Raw genomic sequence first — 26,415 nt, 5'->3', positions numbered from 1 at the left:
TTATTACTTTACATCGTGAATTTGTTATTTGTCTTTTGTAATTTAATTTTTACTATATTTGCATGCAATTTAACTACAAATTGCAACGATGAAAGCACACACAACTAAGATCATCGGAGAAGGCCTTACCTATGACGATGTTCTCCTTGTTCCCAACTACTCTGAAGTTTTACCTCGCGAAGTAAGCATACAGTCGAAATTTTCCCGAAACATTACGCTCAATGTCCCTGTGGTGTCTGCCGCTATGGATACCGTTACCGAGAGCGCTATGGCAATTGCTATGGCCCGCGAAGGCGGCATTGGCGTACTCCACAAGAACATGACCATCGAGCAGCAGGCCACGGAGGTCCGCAAAGTGAAAAGGGCAGAGTCCGGCATGATTATCGACCCGGTGACACTGCCGCTTACAGCCGTAGTAGGCGATGCCAAGAATGTAATGAAGGAATATGGCATCGGGGGTATCCCGGTAGTCGATGAGAACGGCACCCTGAAAGGTATTGTAACCAACCGTGACCTTCGTTTTGAGAAAGACAACAGCCGCTCAATCCTTGAAGTAATGACCTCGGAAAATCTTGTAACGGCAGGCGAGGGAACAACCCTTGATGTGGCGGAAGGCATCCTCCAGAAAAACAAGATCGAAAAGCTACCTGTAGTCAATGGCGATTACAAGCTGGTAGGCCTTATTACTTTCAGGGACATTACAAAGCTGACACAAAAGCCAATAGCTAATAAGGATAAGTTCGGCCGCCTTCGCGTAGCCGCTGCCCTGGGTGTTACTGCCGATGCGGTGCAGAGGGCCGAAGCGCTTGTAAATGCAGGTGTTGATGCTGTTATCATTGATACGGCTCACGGTCACACCAAAGGTGTTGTAAATGTCTTAAAAGAAGTAAAGGCTAAATTTCCTAACCTTGATGTAGTCGTAGGTAATATCGCTACTCCCGAAGCTGCGCTTTATCTTGCTGAAAATGGCGCTGATGCTGTTAAGGTAGGTATCGGTCCCGGTTCTATATGTACCACACGTGTAGTGGCCGGTGTAGGCTTCCCTCAGTTCTCTGCAGTGCTTGAAGTTGCCGCTGCATTAAGGGGAACAGGTGTGCCGGTGATTGCCGATGGCGGTATCCGTTACACAGGCGATATCCCGAAAGCCATTGCGGCTGGCGCCGATTGCGTAATGCTTGGCTCATTGCTGGCAGGGACTAAGGAATCGCCGGGAGAGACTATTATATTCGAAGGAAGGAAATTCAAATCCTACCGCGGCATGGGATCGGTAGAAGCCATGAAAGAGGGATCGAAAGACCGTTATTTCCAGGATGTGGAGGACGACGTGAAAAAACTGGTACCGGAAGGTATCGTGGGCCGCGTGCCGTATAAGGGCGAACTGTTCGAAAGCATGCTCCAGTTTGTAGGCGGGCTTCGTGCCGGTATGGGCTATTGCGGTGCAAAGGACATCTCTACATTGCAGGAAACAGGAAGGTTCGTACGTATTACGTCAAGCGGTATTTCCGAAAGCCACCCGCATAATGTAACGATTACTAAAGAGGCTCCTAATTATTCAAGATAATTCTCAGGATAAATATTTCAGCCACGAATTACACTAATTTCACCAAATCACTTGGTAATCGGTGTAATTCGTGGCTTATTTGTTTTATGCAATTATTTCGTAATATGCTCCAAAGAGGTATATTTTAAAGTCAGAAAGAAAAATTGGTGCAATTTGTGAAATTCGTGGCTAAATCTATTTAAGCGATTCCTCAAATTTTTCATCCATAAGATTGGCAAAGGCATTTTTTATAGTGCCGTCGGGGTTGAGGATGATGGTGCGGTTTATCTTGGTGATAACCCACTTTTCGCGCAATGCTTTAAAGTCAGCCGCACGGAGCTGCAATACATTTTGCGAACTGAATTGGGTTACCGTTTTTTTCCATTCCGTGGCTTCATCTACATTTACAGCTATAAACGCAACGTTACCATACGTCTTTTTCAGGCTGTTTATCTTTTCATAAACCATTTCAGCCTGGGCTTTCGCGCAGCCGGTCCAGAAAAAGATCACGGTTTCTTTTTTTATACTATTAATGTCAAACGGCTTGTTGTTACCGTCAACCAGTTTTACATCAGGTAGTTTGCGGCCTTCTTTCAGCAGCTGTATGGCATTGCCGATCTTTCGTATCTCATTGTCACCGCTGTCGTCAGTGGAGAGCTGCAGATAACGGTCGAGGAATTTTTTATTGTTCGTTATATTTTGGTCTTCAAGAAGGTAGCTGAATGCAATATTGTTAAGCACCACATTTTTCACCGCCTGGTTAGAGAATACCGAGTCGGCGATATTCAGCTTTTCTATGTTATCTCTATAGAGTTCTTCCTCGAGGCTGCCGCTTTTATGGTCTTTTGTAATGGCCATATTGTTGAGCATAGCCGTTAAATAACGCAGGTAGGGCGAATAGTGCAGCAGTTTGGTATCATTATAATTAATGGTTTTCCTGAAATCGTAAAAGTTTCCGGGAAGCTTTGATTTTACTTCTTTACCCGTTCTCCTGAAATGCAAATAGGGGTAATACTCCTTCTTAGTATAATAGTTCAGGTTAACCCGCGACGACGCATAAAAATCAAAGTCGCTGCTCCAATTTATCGCTGCCTTGTTCTTTTCGTAAAAAGCTTTGCGGAGCTGGTAGGTTGAATCGATGGACTTTACGAATTCCGGGAATTCCTTGTCATACACATTATACGCTTTGTTCCTGTCGGCTTCATGAAGGAGGAATAACTCCATCATAAAGTTATTTTTCTTTTCCCCGCGGCCGCTGAACACTATCGACTCATCAAAATCGGAGGGATCGATGGAGACCATGATACTGTCATTCTTTTCAAAGTAAACATATTGGTAATCAGGTTCATTCTTAAAGCTGTAAAGCCCCGGTGTAAGCGAATCGAATTTTATGAAAAAGCGGTTGTTCTTATCCAGTCTGAGCGTGTCTATTACCTTATCATCTTTGCTGAATACAATATAGTTGTTGCGGGGATTTATCACCTGTCCGCCAAAATAAGCAGTAAAATCATCATCTTTTTTACAAGATGTGATCATTAGCAGGATGCCAAATAATAGTACGGCCTTATAGTAGTTTGACATTAGGTGATAATTGCGCAAAAACAAAAATATTTTATTACTTCTTTAATAGTGTTAAAACGGCGTTAAAATAAGAATTCGTTATCCATTGTAATGCAACATACGTAATCCTCCCTTAATTTTTGTACTTTTGCAAAAATTTTTTAAAATGCTATCAGTTTCAAATTTATCGGTACAATTCGGTAAACGAATTTTATTCGACGAAGTAAATACATCATTCACACAGGGCAACTGTTATGGTATAATCGGCGCAAACGGTGCAGGTAAGTCAACATTCCTTAAGATATTGGCAGGAGATATCGACCCTACTTCAGGGCACGTGTACCTGGAGCCGGGCAAAAGGATGTCGGTACTTAACCAGAACCACAATATGTTCGATGAACATACCGTGCTCGAAACGGTAATGATGGGTAACAAGACCCTGTATGCCGTTAAAAAGGAGATGGACGAGATTTACCTCAAGCCCGACTTTTCTGATAAAGATGGCGAAAGGGTTGGAGAACTGCAGGTGATCTTCGAAGAGATGAATGGGTGGAATGCCGATTCTGATGCTGCCGCGATGCTATCTAACCTTGGTATAGGCGAAGAATTCCATTATACACTGATGAGCGATATGGACAGTAAGCTTAAAGTGCGTGTGCTATTGGCGCAGGCCTTGTTTGGCAACCCGGATGTGCTCATTATGGATGAGCCTACCAACGACCTTGATTTTGAAACCATTTCGTGGCTCGAGAACTTCCTTGCTAATTATGACAATACTGTAATTGTTGTATCGCACGACAGGCACTTCCTGGATGCGGTATGTACCCATATATCTGATATTGATTTCAGTAAGATAAACCAATACTCGGGTAACTATACCTTCTGGTACGAGTCGAGCCAACTGGCTGCAAGGCAAAGAGCCCAGCAGAATAAGAAGGCCGATGAGAAGAAAAAGGAGCTTCAGGAATTCATCATGCGTTTCAGTGCCAACGTAGCTAAATCAAAACAGGCTACCAGCCGTAAAAAAATGCTTGAAAAACTGAAGGTGGACGATATCAAGCCATCAAGCAGGAGGTATCCGGCCATCATATTCGAGCAGGAACGTGAAGCAGGTGACCAGATACTTAACGTAAAAGACCTTAGTGCATCGGTAGACGGTGAAGTGCTGTTCAAAAACGTTGACCTCAACATGGCCAAAGGCGATAAAATTGTTGTTTTCTCAAAGGATTCAAGAGCAACCTCTGCTTTTTATGAGATACTTAATGGCAATATGACACCGGACAGCGGTACGTTCGACTGGGGTATCACAACCATCCAGTCCTACCTTCCGGCAGATAACCATGCGTTTTTTGAGAATGACCTTACGCTGGTTGACTGGCTTCGTCAATGGGCCAAAACCGAAGAAGAGCGCGATGAGGTATATATCCGCGGGTTCCTGGGCAAGATGATTTTCAGTGGGGAAGAAGCTCTTAAAACAGGCCGCGTATTATCGGGAGGTGAAAAAGTGCGCTGCATGCTTTCGCGTATGATGATGCTTCGCGCCAATGTGCTGATGCTCGATGAGCCTACCAACCACCTTGACCTTGAGTCGATCACGGCATTCAATAACTCATTGAAGAATTTTAAAGGCTCGGTGCTGTTCACGACCCATGACCACGAATTCGCGCAAACCGTTGCCAATCGCGTACTGGAAATTACGCCAAAAGGTGTTATTGACCGCTACATGACGTTCGATGACTATCTCGATGATGACAAAGTAAAAGAGCTGCGTGCGAAAATGTATAACTAATATACGATTCCAAGTCTGCTGATAATGTAAAAAGGCCCAAAGGTTTCTAAAATCTTTGGGCCTTTTACCATAATAATAAATATTATTTCCTGAACCGGCTGATAAGCCAGATGATAAGCCCTATTACAGCGATTACCACAATAACACCGACCCACATACCGGCCTTAAAAATATCGCCCACTACTTCGCAGCCTGTCACTAATGATAACAGCATTGCAAATAAGCTGAGTTTGATTACCCTGTTTTGCATGATTTTTTGTTTTTTAGGTTACATACATAAAGTTACTGATGGAAAAACAGGTTTTTGTTAAAATTGAACTAATTGGCTTCATATTAGGATTTTTGGAAATGCCGTGTCGGTTTTAATTTTTTGAAATTTTTACCTACTTTTACAAACCAAACACAACACCGCATTATGAGCCAGAAAATATTGCTCACTTCAACGGAAGTCAATATCATCCTCCACCGTTTGGCCTGCCAGTTAATTGAAAAACACCTCGATTTTTCCGATACCGTACTCATTGGTTTACAGCCTCGTGGACGTTTCCTCGCAGCACGCATTAAGGAAATATTGGAAAAGGAATACAGCGTACCTGAAATAAAATTGGGATTCCTCGATATTACCTTTTTCAGGGACGATTTCCGCAGGCATGATAAGCCATTGGAAGCCAACCGTACCGAAATCGATTTTTTGGTGGAAAATAAGAAAGTGATCTTTATAGACGATGTGCTTTACACCGGGCGCAGCATCCGGGCCGCACTTACCGCGATACAGTCCTTTGGCCGCCCTTCGGAAATTGAGCTGATGGTACTGATAGACCGCCGTTTTAGCCGTCACCTGCCGATACAGCCCGACTATCGCGGCCGCCAGGTAGATGCCATTAACGATGAGAAAGTAAAAGTGTCCTGGAAAGAGAATGAAGGCGAAGACGGTGTTTTTTTAATTTAAGGCTTAACTACAAACAACAACAATGAAAGAACTAAGCGTTAATCATTTACTCGGGATAAAATATATCAATAAAAGCGATATTGACCTGATATTTGAAACTGCCGACCAGTTTAAGGAAGTGATCAACCGCCCCATAAAGAAAGTCCCGTCACTGCGTGATATTACCATAGCTAATATATTTTTTGAGAACAGCACGCGCACCAAGCTCTCTTTTGAGCTGGCGCAAAAAAGGCTCTCTGCCGATGTGATAAGCTTCTCTGCGGCACAATCGTCGGTAAAAAAAGGCGAAACGCTGATCGATACCGTGAATAACATTCTCTCTATGAAAGTAGATATGGTAGTGATGCGCCACGAAAGGCCGGGTGCTGCCCATTTCCTTTCTAGGAATGTGTCTGCAAGCATTGTAAATGCCGGCGATGGGGCGCACGAACACCCAACACAGGGATTGCTTGATTCGTATACCATTCGCGAAAAGCTGGGCGGGGTAGAAGGTAAAAAAGTAGTGATTGTAGGTGATATTCTTCACTCGAGAGTTGCATTATCCAATATATATGCCTTGCAGATGCAGGGTGCCGAAGTAAAAGTATGTGGCCCGAAAACGCTGATACCACGCTATGTAGAATCGCTTGGGGTAACTGTAGAACCCAACCTTCGCAAAGCGATGGAGTGGGCCGATGTTGCCAATATGCTTCGCGTGCAGAATGAGAGGCTGGATGTGAATTACTTTCCGTCTACGCGCGAATATGCACAGCAATACGGGGTCGATAAGGAATTTCTCGATTCATTGGATAAAGAGATCGTGATCATGCACCCGGGCCCGATAAACCGCGGGGTAGAGATTACCAGCGACGTAGCCGATTCCCAGCAGTCGGTAATACTGGAGCAGGTAGAAAACGGCGTAGCGGTCAGGATGGCGGTAATATATCTGCTGGCCTCTAAGATAAAGCAGTAAACAGTAAACAGTCGCAGTTTTCAGTCGCAATCGTAAATTACTATATATACAATGTAGAGACGTTGCATTGCAACGTCTGGGAACTATCATAATAAAAATTCAATGAGATATAGTAATAGTACTATGTCTCTCCAGCGGTTTTAAGCTCATAAAATATTTTAAAGTCCAATAGAAATAATAATGAACTTCGTATCTTAGCTTTCAGTCTAAAAATCTAACTGTCTAAGAACCTCAGTATTTAAAAGAAAATGAAAGTAGAAGAAAAAGGGCACACCATAACCATTAAGGACACGCAGGGGGACATAGCATCGTTCCTGGATAAAGTGACTGCTGAATACAACAGCTATAAAGACCACAATCTCATCCTCGACATAAGTCAGGACGGAAACATTACCCTTGATGCCGTCCTGACATTCCTGCCATTGTCCAATAAGCACAGGGAAGCAAAGAAATCCTTTGTGCTGGTGGCTAAGGATATCGACTTTAACGATGTGCCTGAAGAAATGGTCGTGGTCCCTACACCTTTGGAAGCGAATGACATTATCGAAATGGAGGAGATAGAGCGCGACCTGGGCTTTTAAATTTATTATTTTTTATTGATTATTTTCTATTGATGGTTACGGGTAACAGGCGCAACCTGAAACTTGAAACCTGAAACAAATGAATTTGACAATTTTAGGCTGTTATGCAGCAACACCACGTACATTAACCAACCCTACATCGCAGGTACTGGAAATGAAGAACAGGATGTTCCTCATTGACTGCGGGGAAGGTACGCAGGTGCAGTTGCGAAAAAACAAGCTGCGGTTCTCTAAAATAAATCATGTATTCATATCGCACCTGCACGGTGACCATTACTATGGGCTGATAGGGCTTGTCTCCACTTTTTCATTGCTAAATCGTAAGACTGACCTCCATATTTATGGCCCCAAAGGCACTAAAGAGATTACATTACTGCAATTGAAGCTATCCAATTCGTGGACGGGCTATAACCTGTATTTCCATGAGTTGGAATCCAAAGAACCCGAAGTGGTATTTGAGGATGATAAAGTTATCGTTTCCACTATCCCGCTAAAGCATCGGGTGTATACCAATGGCTTTCTGTTCCGGGAAAAGCCTGGCGAGCGCAAGCTGGATATCAACGCTGTGCAGGCGCATGGCATCCACACTGCATATTACCAAAAGATAAAAAACGGCAGTGACATTACCCTTGATGATGGTAGGGTTATTCCAAACAGTGAACTGACATTCGACCCACCCGCGCCAAAGAGCTATGCCTTCTGTTCGGATACCATATACGATGAAAGCATCGTGCCCCTTATAAAGGATGTGGATGTCGTTTATCATGAAAGCACATTTCTGGATTCAGAAGCCCACCTTTGCGAAAAGACCATGCATACTACTGCAAAGCAGGCGGCTACAATTGCCAAAATGGCCAATGTAAAGCAATTGATACTGGGGCATTTTTCTACGCGATACAACTCTATAGAGCCATTCAGGGAAGAAGCGCAAACTATCTTCGAAAATGTACTATTGGCAGACGACGGAAAAGTTTTTGAACTTTGATATTTCAGATTTCAGAATGTAGATTTCAGATTAAACTTCACTCATGACGATTATATTGCTTATATTGCATTGTGTATTATAATTTGAAGATAGGCAATAAACAAATTGTAATTTTACCAATTTTTTAAAGTTAAAACGAATCTATAACTATTTGGATTCGAGTGAAGCTCAATCTGAAATCTACATTCTGAAATCTGAAATCAAAAATGACCGACCTAAGCAGTTACCGCAAATCCTACGAAAAAAGCCAGCTTATAGAAGATAACCTCCCGGAAGATCCTGTCACGCTTTTCAGGAACTGGTTTGTGGAAGTAGAAGAATTTGGCAGTGCCGCCGAGGTGAATGCCATGACGGTTTCTACTATCGGGCTGGACGGCTTCCCAAAGTCGCGCGTGGTGCTGCTTAAGCAATTTACTTACGAAGGTTTTGTTTTTTATACCAATTACAGTTCAGAAAAAGGAAAAGCGATCGCCGCAAATCCGCATATATGCCTGTCGTTCTTCTGGCATGAAATGGAAAGGCAGGTAATCATAAAAGGTGTTGCAGAAAAAGTGGCCGAAAACCTCTCTGACGGTTATTTCGAGAGCCGCCCGGAAGGCAGCAGGCTTGGCGCAATAGTATCGCCGCAGAGTGAGGTAATCCCGTCGCGGAGCTATCTTGAGAATAATTTAAAAGAGCTGGAAAAGGAATTTTCAGGCAAGGAAATTCCGCGTCCTGATAACTGGGGTGGCTATACTGTAAAGCCTGTAGAAATGGAATTTTGGCAGGGGAGGCCCAACCGCCTTCACGACAGGATAAGGTATAAACTTATGGAGGACTTTTCCTGGAAAACCGACAGGCTGGCGCCATAAATGCAATATTAGTACCGAATTAACATTTCGTAGGGAATACCGCTTCTTATTTTTTTAGACATTTAAATTTCTGATACATACAACCTAAACCTGAAGCGTATGAAAAATTTAATCCTGATCCGACATGCCAAATCAAGCTGGGATGCTCCACTGGTAGATAAAGACCGCCCTTTATCTAATCGCGGCATTTCCGATGCGCACCTGATGGCTGGGGAAGTAGATGAGTTCCTGCCAAAATCGTTTGTTGTGTGGAGCAGCACTGCGCAGAGGGCTAAGAACACAGCTTATATTTTTGCAGAGAACCTTTCTATTCCGATAGACACCATCGTTTTTAAGGATGACCTTTATACGTTCGATGAAAAAAAGCTTGCGAATATCATAAAAACCTGCGATAACCAATTTGATAACCTAATTCTTTTTGGACATAACGACGCTATTACTAATTTTGTTAATACCTTTGGGAACCATGCTGTGGACAACGTGCCGACAGCAGGTTTCGTATCGCTGTCATTTGAAGAAAATGACTGGAAGGCGATCCGGAAAGGCAAGATTAAAAAAACGTTATTTCCAAGAGAATTAAAAAAGCATGATTCACCATTCACCGGTAAACAGATACATTGACAGGGAAAAAAGCTGGCTGGCATTTAACGCAAGGGTACTACAGGAAGCAGGCGATGAGAAAGTGCCGCTTTTGGACAGGCTTCGGTTTTTAGGAATATTTTCAAACAACTTCGACGAATTTTTCAGGGTACGGTATGCCGCTATCCGCCGGCTGAGCCTCGAGGGCAAGACCGGTGAGAAAATTCTCGGTGGAATTACCGCCCAAAAGCTGCTTAAGGAAATTACCGAGATTGTAATTGAGCAGCAATCGGACAGCCTCCGCATTTTGAGTGTTATCGAAAAAGAGCTCGAAAAGGAGAATATCTTTATGGTCAATGAAACCCAGATCAACAGGGAGCAGGAATTGTTCATCAAAGATTTTTTCATACAGAAGGTAAGCCCTGAGCTTGTTACCATTATCCTTAACGACCTCGATGAATTCCCTTTGCTGAAAGACACCTCAGGATATCTGGCTGTAAGGCTTGCCCTTAAAGATGATGGTGTGCGTTTTGCGGTTGTAGAAATACCTAAAACCATAAACCGCTTCGTACAGCTGCCATCCAACAGCGAGAAAAAGTATATCATTATGCTTGACGATGTTATAAGGCTCAACCTGGAGAGTATCTTTAATATTTTTGAATACGAAAGCATCTGTGCCCACATGATCAAGATTACGCGCGATGCCCAGCTGGAGATAGACAGCGACCAGAGCAAAAGCCTTATGGAAAAGATCTCAACGAGCGTGAAGGATCGCCGCATAGGCGAACCGGTGCGTTTTGTATACGACCAGGCGATAGGCAGTGATACGCTCGAATTTTTCCTGACGCACATGGAGATCGACTCTTCCGACAGTATTATTCCGGGAGGGCGTTACCATAACCGAAGGGACTATATGGATTTCCCCAGCCTTGGCAGGCAGGACCTTTTATACCAGCAAAATGTGCCGCTTCCCATTACAGGATTAAGTCTGGAGGGGAGCATCATACAAAAGCTGAAGCACAAGGATTATCTTTTGAACGCACCGTACCAGTCGTATGCTTATGTGATTAAATTTTTGCGCGAAGCAGCGCTCGACCCGAAAGTGGTCACTATAAAAATTACGCTCTACAGGCTTGCCAGGAATTCACAAATTGTGAGCTCGCTTATAAATGCAGCCAAGAACGGAAAAAAAGTTACGGTACAAATAGAGCTGCAGGCCCGTTTTGACGAAGCCAGCAATATCTCGTATGCCGAACAGATGCAGACAGAAGGCATCAACCTGATATTTGGGGTAAAAGGATTGAAAGTGCACAGCAAAATATGTGTTGTGGAACGTGTTGAAGAAGGGAAAATAAAACGCTACGGCATTATCTCAACGGGGAATTTCAATGAATCGACGGCAAAAGTATATACCGATGTGACATTATTTACCAGCCACCCGCAGATCATGAAAGAGGTGAGCAAGGTATTCGAGTTTTTCGATGTCAATTATAGGGTGCACCGTTACAGGCACCTGTTCGTTTCGCCGCACTATACAAGAAGCAAGTTTTACAAGCTTATCGATAGGGAAATACTCAATGCCATAGGCGGCAAGGAGGCTTATATAAAGCTGAAAATGAATAGCCTTACCGATTACAGGATGATCGACAAGCTTTACGAGGCGAGCAGGGAAGGCGTGAAGATACAGCTTATCATTCGTGGCATTTGCTGCCTCATACCCGGCGTTGAAGGCATGAGTGAGAATATCGAGGCCATCAGCATTGTAGATAATTACCTGGAGCACTCCAGGGTTTATATTTTTGCCAATTGCGGCGATCATGAAGTTTACATATCTTCGGCCGATTTTATGACACGCAACCTTGACGCGAGGGTGGAGGTAACCTGCCCAATTTATGATGCGGATATAAAGCAGGAAATGCTGGAGGTATTCGAAATAGGGTGGAAGGCCAATGTAAAGGCGCGCCTGCACAGCGAGACGCTCGAAAACAAATACAGGAAAAAGCCGGACGAAAAACCGTTCCGCGCCCAACTGGAAACGTACAATTATTACAGAAACAAGCTCGAAGTTATTTACGAACAATTATAAAGCGCAAGGGACTGAGGTTCTGAGTTGCTTAGGGCCTAAGAACCTAAGTGCCTAAGCACCTCAGCACCTTCCTCAGAGAGAATGATTACACTAAAAAAATATGCAGCGATAGATATCGGGTCCAATGCCATGAGGCTATTGGTTACCAATATCGTAGAGCAGGAAGGTAAGGAAACACAGTTCAACAAAGAATCGCTGGTGCGTGTGCCTATACGCCTGGGACAGGATTCATTTACCGTAGGGGAGATATCCGAAGAAAATACGCAACGGATGATCGATGCGATGAAAGCCTACAAGCTGCTGATGAAAGTACACAAAGTGGAACGTTACATGGCTTGCGCAACATCGGCAATGCGTGAGGCATACAATGCTAAGGATGTCGTGGATATTATCGAACAGGAAGCGGGCATCAGGATAGAGATCATTGATGGAAGGAAAGAAGCCGGAATTATCGCGGCTACCGATCTGCACCATTTCATCAAACCGGACCATACTTATCTTTTTGTGGATGTAGGTGGCGGCAGCACTGAGTTCTCTTTATTTACTGAAGGCAAAATAGTGGCTTCCAAATCGTTTAAGAACGGGACTGTACGCCTGCTTAACAATATGGTAAGTGAGCTCGTGTGGCAGGAAATAGAAAAATGGATCAAGAAAATAGTTGAGCCTTATGATAATGTGATCCTTATCGGGTCGGGTGGGAACATCAACAAACTTTTCAAAATGTCGGGCAAGCAGCAGGAAAAGCCGCTGTCCTATTTTTATGTAAATTCGCAGTACCAATTCCTCAATGGACTCAGCTATGAGCAGCGTATCTCGGAGCTCAGCCTTAACCCCGATCGTGCCGACGTTATTATCTACGCGGCGCGCATTTACCTGAATGCCATGAAATGGAGTGGCGCACGCAACATTTATGTGCCAAAAATAGGGCTTTCGGACGGTATTGTAAAAGCCATGTATTACGGAAAGATATAAGTTATGGAATCTAAAATAAAACTTGTCAAAGGCGATATTACCAAAATGGAGACCGATGCCATCGTGAACGCGGCCAACTCGTCGCTTCTTGGCGGTGGAGGCGTGGATGGTGCTATACATATTGCGGGCGGCAAGGCCATACTTGATGAGTGCATTGCAATACGCAACAGGCAGGGTGGCTGCCGTACCGGAGAAGCAGTAATTACGACCGGAGGGAGGCTAAAGGCTAAATATGTGATCCATACCGTTGGGCCGGTTTGGAACGGCGGTAAGAGCGGGGAAGAAGAATTATTGAAAAGCGCCTATGCCAACAGCATGAAACTTGCAGTTAAAAATGGCATCGAAACTATCGCTTTTCCAAATATCAGTACCGGCATTTACCATTTTCCGAAAGACAAGGCTGCAAAGATTGCAATCGGAACGGTTTCGGATTTCCTTGCAGAAAATGACATTATCAAAGAAGTGATTTTCGTCTGCTTTGATGAGGAGAATTATAAATTTTATGATGATATTCTTAGGTGATTAAGCTTGTTATAAAATTTTAATCCTAATATATTGGTGCTCTTCACTTACCTCTCCATCAGGTGTCCAGTACGTTTTCGGGTGATTTACGGAGATGTAAAGCCAGCCATCACTGCCATAAAACGATTCCTGCGGCATCCAGTTGGTAAAGCCGGCTTTCAATAAAGGAATAATTTCTCCTCCTTCGATCCTTTCAATGCTCATTTCCGCCGATTGAGGTGAATGGGTGTTCGCATAGAGCGAAACGATGTATTTTTTATCAGGTGATATAAGTGGGAATGCCTGATAGGTAGATGTATTATAACCCGTATCCATATTGAAGAGCATATAACCGTAATCTTCATAATATGTACCCAGGACCACAAAATGATTAATGACCGGCAGTCGGCCTTCGTAACTGAATGTGCGGTGCATTTCGGTGTCGGTTAGATCATCTATAAACGTTAGTACCGTGTCCCTTGTCTTTAAGGTAAGCACCGTATCGATCTTCACCGCGCCTTTGGCATCTTCATCCCAAAAGCTAACAGGATTCTCCTGCATCTTTTCAAACAGTCCCCTGCCGATCATTTCTATTTGCAGGTGTGAGGCCAGTATGCTGTCGGAATTGTGCTGTACCATATTAAAATTTGCAAATTCTTTATTATAAAGGGACAGTGAGGCTTTCATCACATTTTCGGGGGTAACTGTGGTTTCCGCTATAGTCTCAGTATTTTCAGGCAAAGAGGCATCGGGATGCGGCATTTTACTTTTGCAGGAGAAGAGAAATAGTAAAAAAAAGGCAGCGATTAATGATTTCATATTTTAATTCTCAAGGCAGTTATTTTATTTAACTTCTGATAGAGTCAGTTTATTGCTCAATTACAACCGAAGATTATAATAATCCAACCTCCAGTAATCTAAATATCCAAATCAAACATTTTCCTCAGCGTTTCCACAGCAGGGTTAATGGCCTTAAGCTTTTCGAATTTTTCCTGAGGGGTAAAGGCATGCCTTGAGGAAACGACCTCATTTACGTGTACATCAATAACAATGTCATGGTTGTGCAGCTTACCGCGTAGGTAGCCAAGCAATTCGTGCTTATTGTTATCAAAATCCACTTTAGAGCCTGCGTTCGGAAGTTCCAGTCGAATGGTAAACCCATCGGCATCCAGCACCGGGTCGTTGATCTGCATGTAGGTTGCCATAATCTTCTGGCCGCTATCGCTAAGGCGCTGTGCAAATTTGTTCCATTGCAGGCGCATGTCGGTCTCGTTGAACGGCTCGCGTGGCAATTCGTCGGCATTGCGTACCTGTGCCTTCTGGCTTTCCTGCAGTTCCCGTTTCTTTCGAAGCCCGGCGAGCGAAAAAGCGGATACTCTTACCTCACCATCGTTATCCTCAACCTTAACGGCAACAGGCTTTACGATTTCAGGAGTATCTACTTCAAGTTCGGTAGTAGGCAGCGGGGTGATGGCAGCCGGCTTTTCCTCTATAGAAACCGATACGGTTTCGAGGGTAATTTCCGGCGTTTGTACAATAGTTTCCTCAACCCTGACCTTAATAGCCGGGGCATTGTCCTTATAATAATGAGGAGGGATTATAAACCGGTCAGCTTTTTTTTTTCTCCATCAAAGGTGATGGAGGCAAGCTGCATAAGGCAAAGCTCAACAAGGAGTCGCTGGTTTTGGCTCACTTTGTATTTCAGGTCGCACTCATTGGCAATGTCTATACCCTGCAATAAAAAGTCCTGTGATGCTTTTTGCGACTGCGCCCTGTAGAGCTGCTGGGCCGTTTCACCAGCCTCAAGCAATACAAGTGTTGCAGGGTTTTTACACACTAACAGGTCACGGAAGTGGGAGGCAAGCCCTGCCACAAAATGGTGCCCGTCAAAGCCTTTCGCAAGGATGTCGTTATAAGTAAGTAGCAATTCAGGGATACGGTTTTCGAGTATCAGGTCGGTTACCTTTACGTAGTACTCATAATCGAGTACGTTCAGGTTCTCGGTTACAGCCTGGCGCGTAAGGTTATTGCCGCAATAGCTCACCACACGGTCAAATATCGAAAGTGCATCACGCATAGCGCCATCCGCTTTCTGGGCAATAATGTGCAGTGCGTCATCTTCAAAAGTGATACCCTGGCTGCGTGCCACTTCAGCAAGATGCTCTTTGGCATCCTTTACGGTTATCCGCTTAAAGTCGAATATCTGGCAGCGTGAAAGTATCGTTGGGATGATCTTGTGCTTCTCGGTAGTAGCCAGTATAAAAATGGCATGCCTTGGAGGCTCTTCCAGTGTTTTCAGGAACGCGTTGAAAGCGGCCTGAGAAAGCATGTGCACCTCATCGATGATATAAACCTTGTATTTCCCTGTCTGTGGCGGTATCCTCACCTGGTCGATAAGGCTGCGGATATCATCTACAGAGTTGTTGGAAGCAGCATCGAGCTCAAATACATTAAAGGCAAAATCCTCATACGGGTCATCATAGCCTTCCTGGTTGATCTTGCGCGCAAGGATACGCGCGCAGGTGGTCTTGCCCACGCCCCGCGGTCCAGTGAACAATAAGGCCTGCGCTAAATGGTTGCTCTCAATGGCATTCAGCAGCGTATTGGTAATAGCCTGCTGGCCCACGACATCCTTAAATGTCTGCGGTCGGTATTTACGGGCTGATACGATGAATTGTTCCATGGAGATAACTGTGGAGCAAATATATTGAATTTAAAGATTTAAAGATTGAAAATTTAAAGATTCATGGCAGAAAAATGCAAATATGATTAAGGCTTTGACTGATAGCTGCTTTCGTAAATCCAAGCTTAATCACATATATTTCAGATTTAAATTTTCAACCTTTAATTTTAATGCATTAGGCTAATACTTCCGCGATATCTTCAGTGGAAAGCAATTGTAGAAGCGACTTCTCCTGCGCGTTCAGCTCACCCTTCATAGGCACGTCGTCGCATTTATATTTTGAAATATTGCCGCTTTCAAATGCCGCGATAACAGTAGGGTGAACGTAGTATTTTTTACATACAGTGCGTGTGTTCCCCAACTTTTCGGCAACAGAATCCAATACGGCAACAATCTTCTTTTTGCAGTCGCTTTCGCTGGTAAATTCGCCGCACTCATGAAAAGCACATAAGGCATTCAGGCTGCCTGCCCATGCACGGAAATCTTTGGCGGTAAAATCTTCTCCCGAAATTTCCTTGATGTAATGGTTCACATCTCCGGATCCAATTGTGTGATGCTTCCCATCGTCGTCATAATATTGGAAAAGCTCTTGTCCGGGAATGTCCCTGCATTTCTTTACAAGGTTGGCCATTCTGCGACTTTGTAATTTTATCTTGTGCTTTACGCCTTTTTTCCCGACAAAATCAAATACTACGGTTGCCCCGTCAAACTTAACATGTTTGTCACGCAATGTAGTAAGCCCGAAGGAGCCATACAGTTTTTTGTAGGCATCGTTGCCTATCCGGATGTTTGTGAGCTCAATAAGCTTTACTACAAGGGCTATCACCTTTTCATAAGGCAGCCCCTTTCGCGCCAGGTCTTTTTCTACCTGCTCGCGGATATGAGGCAATGCATTGGCAAACCTTCGCAGCCTGAAGAATTTTGACTGGTTGCGTATTTTGTTCCACTCCGGGTGGTAGCGGTACTGCTTCCTGCCTTTGGTATCAATACCCGTAACCTGCAGATGCCCATTCTCAAAAGGGGAGATCCACACATCTTGCCATGCGGGAGGTATCACCAGCTTCTTAATGCGGTCGAGCACTTCCTTATCCTTAACTGTTCTACGCTCTTCGTCTATATAAGTAAAGCCGCTGCCCTTCCGCTTCCTGTAATAGCCTTTATCCGACTTTAAAGAATAACGCAGGCCAACGGCTTTGGCGGTAATTTTGGGATCGCTCCCTATTTTTTCGAGCCTTTTCTGAAGCCTGTTCATGTTTATTGCTGTTCTGCGCGGCCTTTTATAGACATGTCAAGCAATACTTTTGCTGCGCCGTCTTCACTAAATGCGCCGGGGCTAACAACGAATACGCCTTTCTCTCCGCCTTTCGATTTAATGCCGTATACGGTAGCTTCATCGCCGGGATCGCTTTCTCCTTCATAACGGTAAATGTGCGAAATTTCAAAGTCTTCAGAATTGGTTTTAATACGTTCTTCCTCAAGGTTGAAGTCGGTTGTATAGCCTTTGTCGTTCAGTTCCTGTAACGCCTTAGATACTGTGGCGTAATGATACATCTGTCTGTCCATGATATTTTGATTTATGTTAGCTGTTTTATTTACTTAAAATTAGCCATTCTATAAGTGTTAATGCGCCAATGAATTGTTAAGGTTTTTCTTAAAGAATGTTAGATTTTTGGATAATGATAAGTCCGAAGTCGGAAGTCCGGTGTACCGCTTCGTAACCTATAATTCACAAGAGTGAGCAAATGAAAACTGTGACTGCGACTGAAAACTCATTTAAATAACGTACTTTCGCGCCAGCAGGCCGCCTTATCGCGTTCTAACCACAGAGCGAGGAAAGTCCGGACACCAGAGGGCAGCATAGCGGGTAACGCCCGTCACTGCGGGATGCAGAACCGCGGGAGGACAAGTGCAACAGAAAGTATGTACAGGTAATGCTGTAGTGAAACCAGGTAAACTCTATGCGGTGAAATGCCATGTACACCGGCTATATGTAGGACGGCCCGTCCGATGCCGGGGGGTAGGCAGATAGAGCCATTCAGTAATGAATGGTCCAGATAAATGATAAGGGCCGCGTCGTTGACGGGCACAGAATCCGGCTTACAGGCCTGCTTTATTTTTTGTTAGAAAGATAACTATATCTTTAGTCTATGTTCGTCTATTTGTTTTTGATATATATTAAGCAACTCGTCATAATTAATATTTGAAACTTTATTTGCCAGATGCTCGATTCTACTCCAGTTAACTTTTGAGTTGATATTAGACAATCGTTCAGTTAAAAAGAATGATTCTTCAAGTGTTAGCGTTTTATCCCTATTATTTCCAAAAAAATAACGTGAGGCTCTTGCTAATCCGTATATACCTTTCTCATACCTAACCGAGACGATATAAAGTTTTAGTATTTCATCTTTGGTGAATTGATGATTGAGCCAAATGGATAAAAGTATTTCGGCAATTTTACGTTTAAATTTATTTTGTGTGGCGGGAATAAATAAGGATCTTGCTAATTGCATTGTAATTGTAGAACCGCCGCTTTGTATAAATCCATACCTAATTCGCAGGGATTTAGATTGACTTAAAATTCCTCTAGCAATTGACTTGAATACTACACCATTATTTGAATGAAAGTTTTCATCTTCAATCTTTACTATTGTATCTTTTAAAAAATTATATTTAAGATTCAACCTGTCAGCCTCTAAATAAGATAGCTTTGCCCTATATAGGATATATTCGAAATTTTCTAAAAGTTTGATTCTTAAAATTGCACAAAAATTTTTAGTAAAAGTTAGAAAAAAGGTTTCATGTCGATCATATAATGATGTTCTGAAAATTACTATGTAGGTTAATGTGATTATAACATATCCGATTTCCCAAGGTATTAAATATTCTGTATCAAGAATACTAAAAAGAATTTCTTTGCTATTTAAAATTGATAAGTACCAGATTGTATTTATTGATATACTCAAAAGCCAAAACGGCATACTTTGAAAACTAAACCAGCTATAAAAATATTTAATTGCAAATGGATTATTAGCTCCTTCAACACGCCAGTTAGGTAATGTCAAATGTATGTGGCCGTAGTCTAATCCAAGCAATGTTCTGAGTGTAACAACCTTTCTTGCATTGAGAGTAATTTGTTTTTGTAAGTCAACAAAATATCTCAATAATATTGCGCCAAAAAAAAACAGTATTATAGCAAAAAAGACTTTATGAAATGTCAAAAAAAGTTTGACTCCAGAATTATTAATGAAATTTTCATCAAAGAAAAATGTAAGAGTAAATGTAGCAATTGCTAAAAGTATATTTGTTACTTGAGCATAAACTTTTAATTGCCCATTCGCAATTTTTTGAGCTTCCTCAAATTCTATAAGTAAAATATCTCTTTCACTTGATTTATAAGTAGGATAAAATTGGTCGGCTTTAGTTTCCATATTATTATAGTTGTCCAGACTAATTTCCGTTATCCTTCCTCCCAAACTCAAAAAAAGAAAATATACTTCCGCCATATTTCTTATCAAAAGAAAAATGCTCCATGTGATTTAAAGGCGTGTGCTTGGAGTGCTCTATTATCATCATGCCGCCTTCATTCAGTAGCCCGTTTTCAAAAACCTGTGTTACCACCGTTTCAAATTCTTTTTGGGAAGAATTGTAGGGCGGGTCGGCTACAATAATGTCGTAGGTCGATTTATGCCCGGCCAGAAATTTAAATACATCATTCTTTACGGCGGAAATATTAAAATCAAACTCAGCCGCTGTCTGCTTTATGAACTTTATACAGCCAAAGTCGGCATCCACAGCGGTTATGCTGCTTGCCCCGCGCGACCCGAACTCATAGCTTAGGTTGCCCGTACCGGCAAAAATGTCGAGCACTTTAAGCCCTTCAAAGTCGAAGCGGTTGTTCAGTATGTTGAACAGCGACTCCTTCGACATATCGGTAGTTGGCCTTACGGGCAGCCCTTTTGGGGGACTTATCCTGCGGCCTTTATATTTTCCTGAAATGATCCTCATGAGTTGAATAGTATAAAATGTTCCAGCGTTTCGTGTTGGCTTTTGCCCCATTTTTCCTGTAGCGCTGTTGTATCAAACAAGGCAATATTCCTTATATAGGTATATCCCAGTGTAAAACACGGATGGCTTTCGTCGATCTTACCAAGCACGCTTACCTTTGCCGTTTCGGGGTTCAGGAACAGCTGCTCCATCGTGAAGAGCAGGTAGTATAAAAAGTCTTCGGGCGTTTTGTATTCGAATGAATTGTACAGCAGCAACTTTTGGTTGCGTACCACAACGATCTCAAAATGGCTGTCCTGCACATGTACATAGACCTGCTTCTCATCGATATTTTTGGATGCATCCAACAGCTTTGCAACAAGCACGCTGTTTACGTTCTTATATTCAAAAGCGCCAAACTGGTCGATGAGAAAGTTATTCACGTTCATCATCGGTACATAAACGTTGTTCAGCTCATAGCTTCCTATGGCATCAAACGCAAAGAAATCCGTTTCAAAAACTTTGGTATTGTACTGGAGATAGCTGCCAATATAATTTTCGTCAAAAAGCGCATCTGGCACAAAGGTGTTGAAGCTGTTGTCATGCAGTACCATGATCTCATCATACGGGCGTGTCAGCTGCTGATGGTTCACAAACGCCTTCCAAAGCTCTTCCTCAATAGGTGTGTACTTTGAAAACGCCACCGACTTGCAGCTTGTGATTTCCCAATTGAGTGTATCAAAGCAGCAGAACGACATCCCGTTGTGGGCGATCCGGAGCGACAGTTTCTTGTAATTTTTTGAGGTAATGGTCTCAGTCATCGAACAACTTGGGTTGGGTTACAAATTTACATTCTTTTTTGGTTAATCATACTGATAAAAGCCGTAATCGCTTATATTTGGCTTCAGGAAATAACCAATATAAAAATACGCCTGTGGAGAAATTAGAAGATTACAAAGAGGACATAGATAAAAAGATAAAGAGCGGCTTTTTTGGATCAAATGACATTATATCCAGCTATTCGGAAATAGGGCTTGACCGTGAGGAACTGGAAGGATATGTAAAACAAACCGCACAACAGCATGCCGCCGCTGCCCAGGTTTCGGCCAATTTGCTTTCACTGCAAAAAGTATTTGACGAGCTTTCCGCAGAGGGCTATATCACTTTGCATAAGGCAGGCTTCACGAGTTCTGATGCTTATGAGGTGATCGATGAGGTGCTGGCAGAAACGAATTTTAAGCCCTACGGTTACATACTATATAATGAGCAGGATTTAAACAGGTGCCTTGATGACGGCGAACTGACGTTGTCATTCGGTGCTTTTCGCGATACCGAACAAACGCAGTCCAATGGTAAAAATAAGGCAGAAACAGGAGCATATTTTCAATCAAAGCTTGAAGAAGCGGGGTTTGTTGTCGATTGGGATGGAAGCCCTGACAGAAAAATAACGCTGCTTGGTTTCGATTTCAAAAACTATTTTGATGGTACGGACTGGTACTACACAAGGAGTCTCGCTATTTTAAATAAGAAAGCAGTTTAAGATCAACTGTATAAAGAGAAAGTTAGCCACAAATTGCACTAATTACACAAATTTGACAATCGCCCGTTTTAAAACATTCGGTTAATTAGTGCAATTCGTGGCTAAAACTTTTACCTATCTTTGGGCTTTAAATAAACTGTTCCCGATTAATGAATCCCCTGAATTCTATAAACTCCTTCGCCAAAAATTCCCATTCAACCCCACAGTTAAGCAGGATATTTTTTTGCAGAAGGCAGCCGGATTCATTATTAATGACAGCCGGGACGAACTTTTTGTATTGAAAGGTTATGCAGGTACAGGGAAGACCACCATCATTTCCACGATAGTGAACTATTTGTCAGAAGCCAATAAAAAATACGTGCTGCTGGCACCAACCGGCCGTGCCGCTAAAGTGATCGCGGGCTATTCTAACAAGCCCGCATTCACAATCCATAAGCGCATTTATTTCCCGAAAAAGGGGACTGGCGGTATGGTGGGGTTTACGCTACAGCCGAATAAATTTACAAATACTGTTTTCATAGTCGATGAGGCTTCGATGATCTCGGACACATCACAGGAATCTAAAATGTATGAGAACGGCTCATTGCTGGACGACCTGATATCCTACGTGTATTCCGGCAAGAACTGCAAGATGATGCTGATAGGCGATACGGCACAGCTGCCACCGGTTAACTCCGAACTCAGTCCCGCGCTGGACATCGAATCGCTGGCGCGTAATTATTACAAGGACATACAGCACATTGAATTGGACGAAGTAATGCGCCAGGAAGAGAATTCAGGTATCTTGTATAATGCGACTGAACTTAGGGAGTTGCTAAAAACTGCTTTTTTTGATGCATTCCGGTTTAAGGTAAAAGGATTTAAAGACATCATCAGGCTGGTGGATGGTTATGATATACAGGATGCTATCACACAGTCCTACAGCAACTACAGTATTGAGGATACGGCTTTTATCGTCCGGTCTAACAAGCGCGCCAACCAGTACAACCAACAGATACGCAACCGGATTTTATCGCGCGAAAGCGAACTTTCTACCGGAGATTATATGATGGTAGTAAAGAATAACTATTTTTGGCTTGACGAAAAGAGTGAAGCCGGGTTCATTGCCAATGGTGACATCATTGAAGTGCTTGAGATTTTCAGGATCGAGGAGTTGTATGGGTTTAAATTTGCCCGCGTAAAGGTGCGTATGGTAGATTATCCCAACCAAAGGCCGATAGAAACCGTGCTGTTGCTGGATACTGTGGAAAGCGAGTCGCCGTCCCTGACCTATGAGGAATCGAACCGCCTGTACAACGAAGTGATGAAAGATTATGAAGGCGAGCCGCAGTACCGCAAGTTCCTGAAAGTTAAGAATAATATCCATTTTAATGCGCTGCAGGTCAAGTTCTCCTATGCCATCACCTGCCATAAATCGCAGGGCGGTCAGTGGAATACCGTGTTCATAGAGCAGCCGTATTTACCAGATGGTATTACAAAAGATTATATCCGTTGGCTGTATACGGCGGTAACCAGGGCAAAAGATAAATTGTACCTGATAGGGTTTAAGGATGAGAGTTTTGAAGAATAGAAATACTTATGAATAATATTTTTGATATTTCAGACGGCAATCTTATTTTTTCTAATAATTGTCCTTTATTTTCTGATGTGCCATTAATATATCATAAGGATGACCTGAGGGAAGATATAAACCAGATCACTTTTAAACATATTGAAAATCTCTGTATTGATATCGGATGGTATGGAGGTGATTTCGAATCAGGGACCGGATTCTTTAGTATTATGATTGTCCGGGATGCTGATTGGGATAATCCGTTATACAAAAAAGATTGTAAAACGGTAAAAAAGTTACAGGTACTTCTGCATGAAGCACTTGATTATGTAAAAAGAAATAAAGATTTAATTAAATGAAAATAATAGCTGTAATCCCTGCACGATATGCCAGTACCCGTTTCCCTGCCAAGCTGATGCAGGATTTGGGCGGCAAGACCGTTATAACCCGTACCTACCAGGCAGCGCTCAACACTGGGCTGTTCGATGATGTGTTTGTGGTAACTGATTCCGACATTATATATGATGAGATCGTTTCCAATGGCGGAAAGGCTATTATGAGCATAAAAGAGCACGAAAGCGGCAGCGACCGAATTGCAGAAGCTGTGGAAAATCTTGATGTAGATATCGTTGTAAACGTGCAGGGCGACGAACCGTTTATCAATAAGGAACCTTTGGCAGATGTGCTGGAAGTTTTTAAAAGTGATACTGCACATGAAATCGACCTTGCCTCTGTGATGATGCATATTACCGATTGGGAGAATATAGAAAACCCTAACAACGTAAAAGTAATTGTAGACCAGAAAAATTTTGCTTTGTATTTCTCGCGTTCGGTTATTCCGTATCCCCGCGATAAGGAAGCAGGAGTGAGGTACTTTCGTCACATAGGGATCTATGCGTTCAGGAAACATGCGCTGCTGGATTTCTACAAGCTGCCAATGAAATCACTTGAAGCTTCGGAAAAGCTGGAGCAGCTGCGTTATTTGGAGTACGGCAAAAAAATAAGGATGGTCGAAACCAGCCATGCCGGAATCGGTATTGATACGCCTGAGGATTTAGAGAAAGCGCGGAAGATGCTGGAACAAAGATAATGTAGATAAATCAATTGTATAGACTACAGGCAATCTGTGAAAATCCGCCCGATCTGTGTCATCCGCGTTCCATTTACCACTATCCTTATTTCAATTTCTTTATCGTAAAAAGCTCATTATGGTCCTCTACCTTCGGGTACATCCGCACTGAATATTGTTCCGAAAAGCGTGATCGATACGATAAATTCCTTTCTTTATGTTGGTTAGTTAAAGTCATGGTATTAAATAATATAAAACCATTTACTTTAAGTAGAAAATTGATCCTGTTTATCCAGAAATCCTCAAATAAAAAGTTAGGCATTTCGGTATCTTTAAAGATATCTATGATGATGAGATCATACTTTTCTTTTGTTTTCAGTACAAACTCAAAAGCATCATCGATCACTATGTCGCAGTTTGTTATTTTATCCAGTCCAAAGTAGGTATTGGCGATCTCAATGGCCGCCGGGTCTATTTCCACGCCGGTTATCTTTCCTTTAAATTTTATTTCTTCCGCAAGTGTTTTTATAACGCTTCCCGCAGCGACGCCAAGGACTAAAGCATTCTCAAAGCCGCGTATCCTTTCGAACCCAATATAATGCAACCCTTTTCTAAGGATGCGCTGCAAGCTGCCGTAAGAATAATTAGTGTTTTTAGAATCAAGTACCAATTGGCCATTGTTCCACGTCACCTCCAGTTTCTGGCTGGTAGTTGAGTGTTGCTTGTAAATATTGACCGGGATAAAAAAACTTAAGATGCGCTTTAGCATGGTATCACTGTTTTTTCCGACCATTGCAGGTTTCCCGGTAGTTTTTTATTGCTGAACTCGATATGGATTACCCTGCGCCTCGCATTGTTGGTTGTCCTCCCTGAGCTGTGGAGCAGGAGTGGCTTCATCAGCATGATTCCGCCTTTTGGGACGTTGCAGGTTATTTCTTTTTCCTTTTGCCAGTCAATGGTTTCCGGACGGTAAATCCCTTTTGAGTGAGATTTTTCAATGACCTTTAGTGCTCCATTGTTCTCATTGGCTTCATCCAGATGGATGCGGATAGTAAAAATATCCTCAAGTATATCGAGTGGTGGCTGTACGGCAAACTGCCCCTGCTTTACCGTCCATGGCCCGAAGTTTTCTGTTTCAATTCGTTTAGCAACCGATATGGTTAGATCCTGATGATACGCCACAAACCAGTTTGATTCGCCCGGCTTGTCAAAAAAAATAGACTTTACAACGAAGCAGCTTTCGCCACAAATTTCTTTTATAATATGCTTCAGTTTATCAGTAAAAATTAGTGGTAATGTTTCAGGTATCTCTTTTAAAAACTGCCTGATAGCAAAAAGGTTGGCCGATTTCCGGAAAGTTTCCCCCGATGTATCCACATTTTCGATTGCAGAAAGAAGCTGCTGTATCTCAGAATCATCGTAAATGCCTTCAATGACCGAGAAGCCATTTTCCCTGATTTCTTTTTTAGCGTTTTGTGTAGCATTAGCAGTAGTGACCGCGTTCATTCGTATATTCAACAGATTAATTTCAATTGGTAAATATATACTATTTTTACAGCCAGTTTTTTATAGATACATGAAAAAAATATACCGGTTTATCTTTTTCACGCTAATGGGCTGGAAGATAAAAGGGACAATGGATCCGGACCTCAAAAAATGCGTAATGATCGTAGTGCCCCATACCAGCTGGATGGACTTTATTATCGGTGTACTCGCCCGGGGGTCTATCGGGCTGGAAATGCATTTTGTAGCAAAGAAGGAGTTGTTCAGGTTTCCATTCGCGGGCTATTTCCGGTGGATGGGAGGAGCACCGCTAGACCGGCAAAAAAATGAGAATAAAGTGGATGCAATCGCGGCTATTTTCAGGGAAAGAGAAATATTCCGTCTTGCCATTGCACCCGAAGGTACGCGTAAGAAGGTAGAGGAGTGGAAGACAGGATTCTATTACATTGCCCTGAAAGCGGATGTCCCGGTAGTTGCTGTGGCCTTTGATTATGCAAAGAAAGAGGTGGTATTCGCTGCACCTTATTATCTTACAGGCGATAGGGCTGCGGATATGGCTGTTTTGGAGAGCAATTATATAGGAGTTACGGGATACCGACCCGAATATAGCTTTAAAAATGATTAAGAACAGTTTAACCTTTCATTACAGGTTTTTAACAAATACCCGTTGTAAATTTACAATACAGATTTGAAGATACAAATTAGTCAATAAGATCAACTTAAAGAGTTACCTGTTAGA

At 42.7% G+C, this 26,415-nt stretch carries 29 protein-coding genes and 1 other RNA gene; 18 read left to right on the top strand and 12 right to left on the bottom strand.

The features are described from left to right. Positions 1–88: 88 nt before the first annotated feature. Positions 89–1,561 carry an IMP dehydrogenase gene (guaB, locus tag HYN59_RS13780; RefSeq protein ID WP_108778815.1) on the top strand — a complete coding sequence of 491 codons (1,473 nt, stop codon included), beginning with the start codon at positions 89–91 and terminating at the stop codon, positions 1,559–1,561. 174 nt (positions 1,562–1,735) lie between these two features. Here guaB and HYN59_RS13775 read toward each other — a convergent pair whose 3' ends face one another. Beyond that, positions 1,736–3,121 carry a TlpA family protein disulfide reductase gene (locus HYN59_RS13775; protein WP_108778814.1) on the bottom strand — a complete coding sequence of 462 codons (1,386 nt, stop codon included), beginning with the start codon at positions 3,119–3,121 and terminating at the stop codon, positions 1,736–1,738. 145 nt (positions 3,122–3,266) lie between these two features. On the opposite strand from HYN59_RS13775, the gene HYN59_RS13770 reads away from it, so the two are divergent. Further along, the gene (locus HYN59_RS13770) at positions 3,267–4,889 is read left to right on the top strand and encodes an ABC-F family ATP-binding cassette domain-containing protein (RefSeq protein ID WP_108778813.1); all 1,623 of its coding nucleotides are present in this window, start codon (positions 3,267–3,269) and stop codon (positions 4,887–4,889) included. A gap of 82 nt (positions 4,890–4,971) precedes the next feature. On the opposite strand, the gene HYN59_RS18105 is transcribed toward HYN59_RS13770, so the two are convergent. Further along, entirely contained in the window at positions 4,972–5,139 is a 168-nt protein-coding gene (locus tag HYN59_RS18105) for a hypothetical protein (RefSeq protein ID WP_181369441.1), read from the bottom strand. A gap of 165 nt (positions 5,140–5,304) precedes the next feature. On the opposite strand from HYN59_RS18105, the gene pyrR reads away from it, so the two are divergent. From pyrR to HYN59_RS13725, 9 genes are all read left to right on the top strand, one after another. After that, a complete protein-coding gene (gene pyrR / locus HYN59_RS13765; RefSeq protein ID WP_108778812.1) occupies positions 5,305–5,838 on the top strand; it encodes a bifunctional pyr operon transcriptional regulator/uracil phosphoribosyltransferase PyrR in 534 nt (177 codons plus the stop codon). Positions 5,839–5,860: 22 nt separating this feature from the next. After that, positions 5,861–6,790, top strand: a complete 930-nt coding sequence (locus tag HYN59_RS13760; RefSeq protein WP_108778811.1) for an aspartate carbamoyltransferase catalytic subunit — start codon at positions 5,861–5,863, stop codon at positions 6,788–6,790. Between the two features lie 248 nt (positions 6,791–7,038). Further along, positions 7,039–7,371, top strand: a complete 333-nt coding sequence (locus tag HYN59_RS13755) for a ribonuclease Z (RefSeq protein WP_108778810.1) — start codon at positions 7,039–7,041, stop codon at positions 7,369–7,371. Positions 7,372–7,450: 79 nt separating this feature from the next. Further along, positions 7,451–8,356 (top strand): ribonuclease Z, encoded by a 906-nt coding sequence (locus tag HYN59_RS13750; RefSeq protein WP_108778809.1) that lies wholly within the window; start codon positions 7,451–7,453, stop codon positions 8,354–8,356. A 206-nt stretch (positions 8,357–8,562) separates the two neighbouring features. Next, complete coding sequence (gene pdxH, locus HYN59_RS13745) at positions 8,563–9,207, top strand: pyridoxamine 5'-phosphate oxidase (RefSeq protein WP_108778808.1); 645 nt, start codon at positions 8,563–8,565, stop codon at positions 9,205–9,207. A gap of 99 nt (positions 9,208–9,306) precedes the next feature. Continuing rightward, positions 9,307–9,828: a SixA phosphatase family protein gene (locus HYN59_RS13740; protein WP_108778807.1), complete on the top strand. Its 522-nt coding sequence runs from the start codon at positions 9,307–9,309 to the stop codon at positions 9,826–9,828. Beyond that, entirely contained in the window at positions 9,794–11,872 is a 2,079-nt protein-coding gene (ppk1, locus tag HYN59_RS13735; RefSeq protein WP_108778806.1) for a polyphosphate kinase 1, read from the top strand. The genes HYN59_RS13740 and ppk1 overlap by 35 nt, the downstream gene beginning before the upstream one ends. 81 nt (positions 11,873–11,953) lie before the next feature. After that, on the top strand, positions 11,954–12,844 hold the full coding sequence (locus HYN59_RS13730; protein ID WP_108778805.1) for a Ppx/GppA phosphatase family protein: 891 nt from the start codon (positions 11,954–11,956) through the stop codon (positions 12,842–12,844). Between the two features lie 3 nt (positions 12,845–12,847). Next, a complete protein-coding gene (locus HYN59_RS13725) occupies positions 12,848–13,366 on the top strand; it encodes an O-acetyl-ADP-ribose deacetylase (protein ID WP_108778804.1) in 519 nt (172 codons plus the stop codon). Positions 13,367–13,375: 9 nt separating this feature from the next. Here the strand turns inward: HYN59_RS13725 and HYN59_RS13720 are convergent, their stop codons facing one another. Both HYN59_RS13720 and HYN59_RS18300 read right to left on the bottom strand, forming a co-directional pair. Then, positions 13,376–14,164: a hypothetical protein gene (locus tag HYN59_RS13720; protein ID WP_146185943.1), complete on the bottom strand. Its 789-nt coding sequence runs from the start codon at positions 14,162–14,164 to the stop codon at positions 13,376–13,378. Between the two features lie 98 nt (positions 14,165–14,262). After that, a complete protein-coding gene (locus HYN59_RS18300) occupies positions 14,263–14,637 on the bottom strand; it encodes a hypothetical protein (RefSeq protein ID WP_245895573.1) in 375 nt (124 codons plus the stop codon). Between HYN59_RS18300 and HYN59_RS18295 the strand changes: the two genes are divergently transcribed. Then, entirely contained in the window at positions 14,606–14,929 is a 324-nt protein-coding gene (locus tag HYN59_RS18295) for a hypothetical protein (RefSeq protein WP_245895571.1), read from the top strand. The genes HYN59_RS18300 and HYN59_RS18295 overlap by 32 nt on opposite strands. Positions 14,930–14,942: 13 nt before the next feature. On the opposite strand, the gene dnaX is transcribed toward HYN59_RS18295, so the two are convergent. From dnaX to HYN59_RS13700, 3 genes are all read right to left on the bottom strand, one after another. Next, on the bottom strand, positions 14,943–16,028 hold the full coding sequence (gene dnaX, locus HYN59_RS13710; RefSeq protein WP_108778801.1) for a DNA polymerase III subunit gamma/tau: 1,086 nt from the start codon (positions 16,026–16,028) through the stop codon (positions 14,943–14,945). A 175-nt stretch (positions 16,029–16,203) separates the two neighbouring features. Continuing rightward, on the bottom strand, positions 16,204–17,280 hold the full coding sequence (locus HYN59_RS13705; protein ID WP_108778800.1) for a DNA topoisomerase IB: 1,077 nt from the start codon (positions 17,278–17,280) through the stop codon (positions 16,204–16,206). A 2-nt stretch (positions 17,281–17,282) separates the two neighbouring features. Beyond that, entirely contained in the window at positions 17,283–17,591 is a 309-nt protein-coding gene (locus HYN59_RS13700; RefSeq protein ID WP_108778799.1) for a hypothetical protein, read from the bottom strand. Positions 17,592–17,821: 230 nt separating this feature from the next. Between HYN59_RS13700 and rnpB the strand changes: the two genes are divergently transcribed. Continuing rightward, positions 17,822–18,144, top strand: an RNA gene (rnpB, locus tag HYN59_RS13695) — RNase P RNA component class A. Between the two features lie 16 nt (positions 18,145–18,160). Here rnpB and HYN59_RS13690 read toward each other — a convergent pair. Genes HYN59_RS13690 through HYN59_RS13680 form a run of 3 tightly spaced genes read right to left on the bottom strand, consistent with a single transcriptional unit; the run spans position 18,161 to position 20,833 of the window. Next, positions 18,161–19,456: a biosynthetic peptidoglycan transglycosylase gene (locus HYN59_RS13690; protein ID WP_108779744.1), complete on the bottom strand. Its 1,296-nt coding sequence runs from the start codon at positions 19,454–19,456 to the stop codon at positions 18,161–18,163. 19 nt (positions 19,457–19,475) lie between these two features. Next, the gene (rsmD, locus tag HYN59_RS13685; RefSeq protein WP_108778798.1) at positions 19,476–20,033 is read right to left on the bottom strand and encodes a 16S rRNA (guanine(966)-N(2))-methyltransferase RsmD; all 558 of its coding nucleotides are present in this window, start codon (positions 20,031–20,033) and stop codon (positions 19,476–19,478) included. Then, entirely contained in the window at positions 20,030–20,833 is an 804-nt protein-coding gene (locus tag HYN59_RS13680; RefSeq protein ID WP_108778797.1) for a DUF3822 family protein, read from the bottom strand. The genes rsmD and HYN59_RS13680 overlap by 4 nt, the downstream gene beginning before the upstream one ends. A gap of 113 nt (positions 20,834–20,946) precedes the next feature. Between HYN59_RS13680 and HYN59_RS13675 the strand changes: the two genes are divergently transcribed. The 4 genes from HYN59_RS13675 to kdsB all read left to right on the top strand — a co-directional run bounded on the left by HYN59_RS13675 (position 20,947) and on the right by kdsB (position 24,194). Next, on the top strand, positions 20,947–21,552 hold the full coding sequence (locus HYN59_RS13675) for a DUF6891 domain-containing protein (RefSeq protein WP_146185942.1): 606 nt from the start codon (positions 20,947–20,949) through the stop codon (positions 21,550–21,552). A 145-nt stretch (positions 21,553–21,697) separates the two neighbouring features. Then, positions 21,698–23,122 carry an ATP-dependent DNA helicase gene (locus HYN59_RS13670; RefSeq protein ID WP_108779743.1) on the top strand — a complete coding sequence of 475 codons (1,425 nt, stop codon included), beginning with the start codon at positions 21,698–21,700 and terminating at the stop codon, positions 23,120–23,122. Between the two features lie 8 nt (positions 23,123–23,130). After that, the gene (locus HYN59_RS13665) at positions 23,131–23,463 is read left to right on the top strand and encodes a hypothetical protein (protein WP_108778795.1); all 333 of its coding nucleotides are present in this window, start codon (positions 23,131–23,133) and stop codon (positions 23,461–23,463) included. Next, positions 23,460–24,194: a 3-deoxy-manno-octulosonate cytidylyltransferase gene (kdsB, locus tag HYN59_RS13660; RefSeq protein WP_108778794.1), complete on the top strand. Its 735-nt coding sequence runs from the start codon at positions 23,460–23,462 to the stop codon at positions 24,192–24,194. Before HYN59_RS13665 ends, kdsB begins: the two co-directional genes overlap by 4 nt. 85 nt (positions 24,195–24,279) lie before the next feature. Here the strand turns inward: kdsB and HYN59_RS13655 are convergent, their stop codons facing one another. Both HYN59_RS13655 and HYN59_RS13650 read right to left on the bottom strand, forming a co-directional pair. Continuing rightward, positions 24,280–24,942 (bottom strand): spermidine synthase, encoded by a 663-nt coding sequence (locus HYN59_RS13655; protein WP_108779742.1) that lies wholly within the window; start codon positions 24,940–24,942, stop codon positions 24,280–24,282. After that, entirely contained in the window at positions 24,936–25,679 is a 744-nt protein-coding gene (locus tag HYN59_RS13650) for a phytanoyl-CoA dioxygenase family protein (protein ID WP_108778793.1), read from the bottom strand. The genes HYN59_RS13655 and HYN59_RS13650 overlap by 7 nt, the downstream gene beginning before the upstream one ends. A 70-nt stretch (positions 25,680–25,749) precedes the next feature. Here HYN59_RS13650 and HYN59_RS13645 point away from each other — a divergent pair, with 70 nt between their 5' ends. Continuing rightward, positions 25,750–26,301 (top strand): 1-acyl-sn-glycerol-3-phosphate acyltransferase, encoded by a 552-nt coding sequence (locus tag HYN59_RS13645; RefSeq protein WP_108778792.1) that lies wholly within the window; start codon positions 25,750–25,752, stop codon positions 26,299–26,301. Positions 26,302–26,415 lie beyond the last annotated feature (114 nt).

The sequence above is a fragment of the Flavobacterium album genome (assembly GCF_003096035.1).
GTDB lineage: Bacteria > Bacteroidota > Bacteroidia > Flavobacteriales > Flavobacteriaceae > Flavobacterium > Flavobacterium album.
Note: the sequence above shows the minus strand (reverse complement) of the source record. Positions and strands in the feature narration are given on the sequence as shown.

Excerpts from the sequence above, each read along its gene's own strand:
- guaB (WP_108778815.1), top strand. The coding sequence starts at position 89 with ATGAAAGCACACACAACTAAGATCATCGGAGAAGGCCTTACCTATGAC.
- HYN59_RS13775 (WP_108778814.1), bottom strand. The coding sequence starts at position 3,121 with ATGTCAAACTACTATAAGGCCGTACTATTATTTGGCATCCTGCTAATG.
- HYN59_RS13770 (WP_108778813.1), top strand. The coding sequence starts at position 3,267 with ATGCTATCAGTTTCAAATTTATCGGTACAATTCGGTAAACGAATTTTA.
- HYN59_RS18105 (WP_181369441.1), bottom strand. The coding sequence starts at position 5,139 with ATGCAAAACAGGGTAATCAAACTCAGCTTATTTGCAATGCTGTTATCA.
- pyrR (WP_108778812.1), top strand. The coding sequence starts at position 5,305 with ATGAGCCAGAAAATATTGCTCACTTCAACGGAAGTCAATATCATCCTC.
- HYN59_RS13760 (WP_108778811.1), top strand. The coding sequence starts at position 5,861 with ATGAAAGAACTAAGCGTTAATCATTTACTCGGGATAAAATATATCAAT.
- HYN59_RS13755 (WP_108778810.1), top strand. The coding sequence starts at position 7,039 with ATGAAAGTAGAAGAAAAAGGGCACACCATAACCATTAAGGACACGCAG.
- HYN59_RS13750 (WP_108778809.1), top strand. The coding sequence starts at position 7,451 with ATGAATTTGACAATTTTAGGCTGTTATGCAGCAACACCACGTACATTA.
- pdxH (WP_108778808.1), top strand. The coding sequence starts at position 8,563 with ATGACCGACCTAAGCAGTTACCGCAAATCCTACGAAAAAAGCCAGCTT.
- HYN59_RS13740 (WP_108778807.1), top strand. The coding sequence starts at position 9,307 with ATGAAAAATTTAATCCTGATCCGACATGCCAAATCAAGCTGGGATGCT.
- ppk1 (WP_108778806.1), top strand. The coding sequence starts at position 9,794 with ATGATTCACCATTCACCGGTAAACAGATACATTGACAGGGAAAAAAGC.
- HYN59_RS13730 (WP_108778805.1), top strand. The coding sequence starts at position 11,954 with ATGATTACACTAAAAAAATATGCAGCGATAGATATCGGGTCCAATGCC.
- HYN59_RS13725 (WP_108778804.1), top strand. The coding sequence starts at position 12,848 with ATGGAATCTAAAATAAAACTTGTCAAAGGCGATATTACCAAAATGGAG.
- HYN59_RS13720 (WP_146185943.1), bottom strand. The coding sequence starts at position 14,164 with ATGAAATCATTAATCGCTGCCTTTTTTTTACTATTTCTCTTCTCCTGC.
- HYN59_RS18295 (WP_245895571.1), top strand. The coding sequence starts at position 14,606 with ATGTCGGTCTCGTTGAACGGCTCGCGTGGCAATTCGTCGGCATTGCGT.
- dnaX (WP_108778801.1), bottom strand. The coding sequence starts at position 16,028 with ATGGAACAATTCATCGTATCAGCCCGTAAATACCGACCGCAGACATTT.
- HYN59_RS13705 (WP_108778800.1), bottom strand. The coding sequence starts at position 17,280 with ATGAACAGGCTTCAGAAAAGGCTCGAAAAAATAGGGAGCGATCCCAAA.
- HYN59_RS13700 (WP_108778799.1), bottom strand. The coding sequence starts at position 17,591 with ATGGACAGACAGATGTATCATTACGCCACAGTATCTAAGGCGTTACAG.
- HYN59_RS13690 (WP_108779744.1), bottom strand. The coding sequence starts at position 19,456 with ATGGAAACTAAAGCCGACCAATTTTATCCTACTTATAAATCAAGTGAA.
- rsmD (WP_108778798.1), bottom strand. The coding sequence starts at position 20,033 with ATGAGGATCATTTCAGGAAAATATAAAGGCCGCAGGATAAGTCCCCCA.
- HYN59_RS13680 (WP_108778797.1), bottom strand. The coding sequence starts at position 20,833 with ATGACTGAGACCATTACCTCAAAAAATTACAAGAAACTGTCGCTCCGG.
- HYN59_RS13665 (WP_108778795.1), top strand. The coding sequence starts at position 23,131 with ATGAATAATATTTTTGATATTTCAGACGGCAATCTTATTTTTTCTAAT.
- kdsB (WP_108778794.1), top strand. The coding sequence starts at position 23,460 with ATGAAAATAATAGCTGTAATCCCTGCACGATATGCCAGTACCCGTTTC.
- HYN59_RS13655 (WP_108779742.1), bottom strand. The coding sequence starts at position 24,942 with ATGCTAAAGCGCATCTTAAGTTTTTTTATCCCGGTCAATATTTACAAG.
- HYN59_RS13650 (WP_108778793.1), bottom strand. The coding sequence starts at position 25,679 with ATGAACGCGGTCACTACTGCTAATGCTACACAAAACGCTAAAAAAGAA.
- HYN59_RS13645 (WP_108778792.1), top strand. The coding sequence starts at position 25,750 with ATGAAAAAAATATACCGGTTTATCTTTTTCACGCTAATGGGCTGGAAG.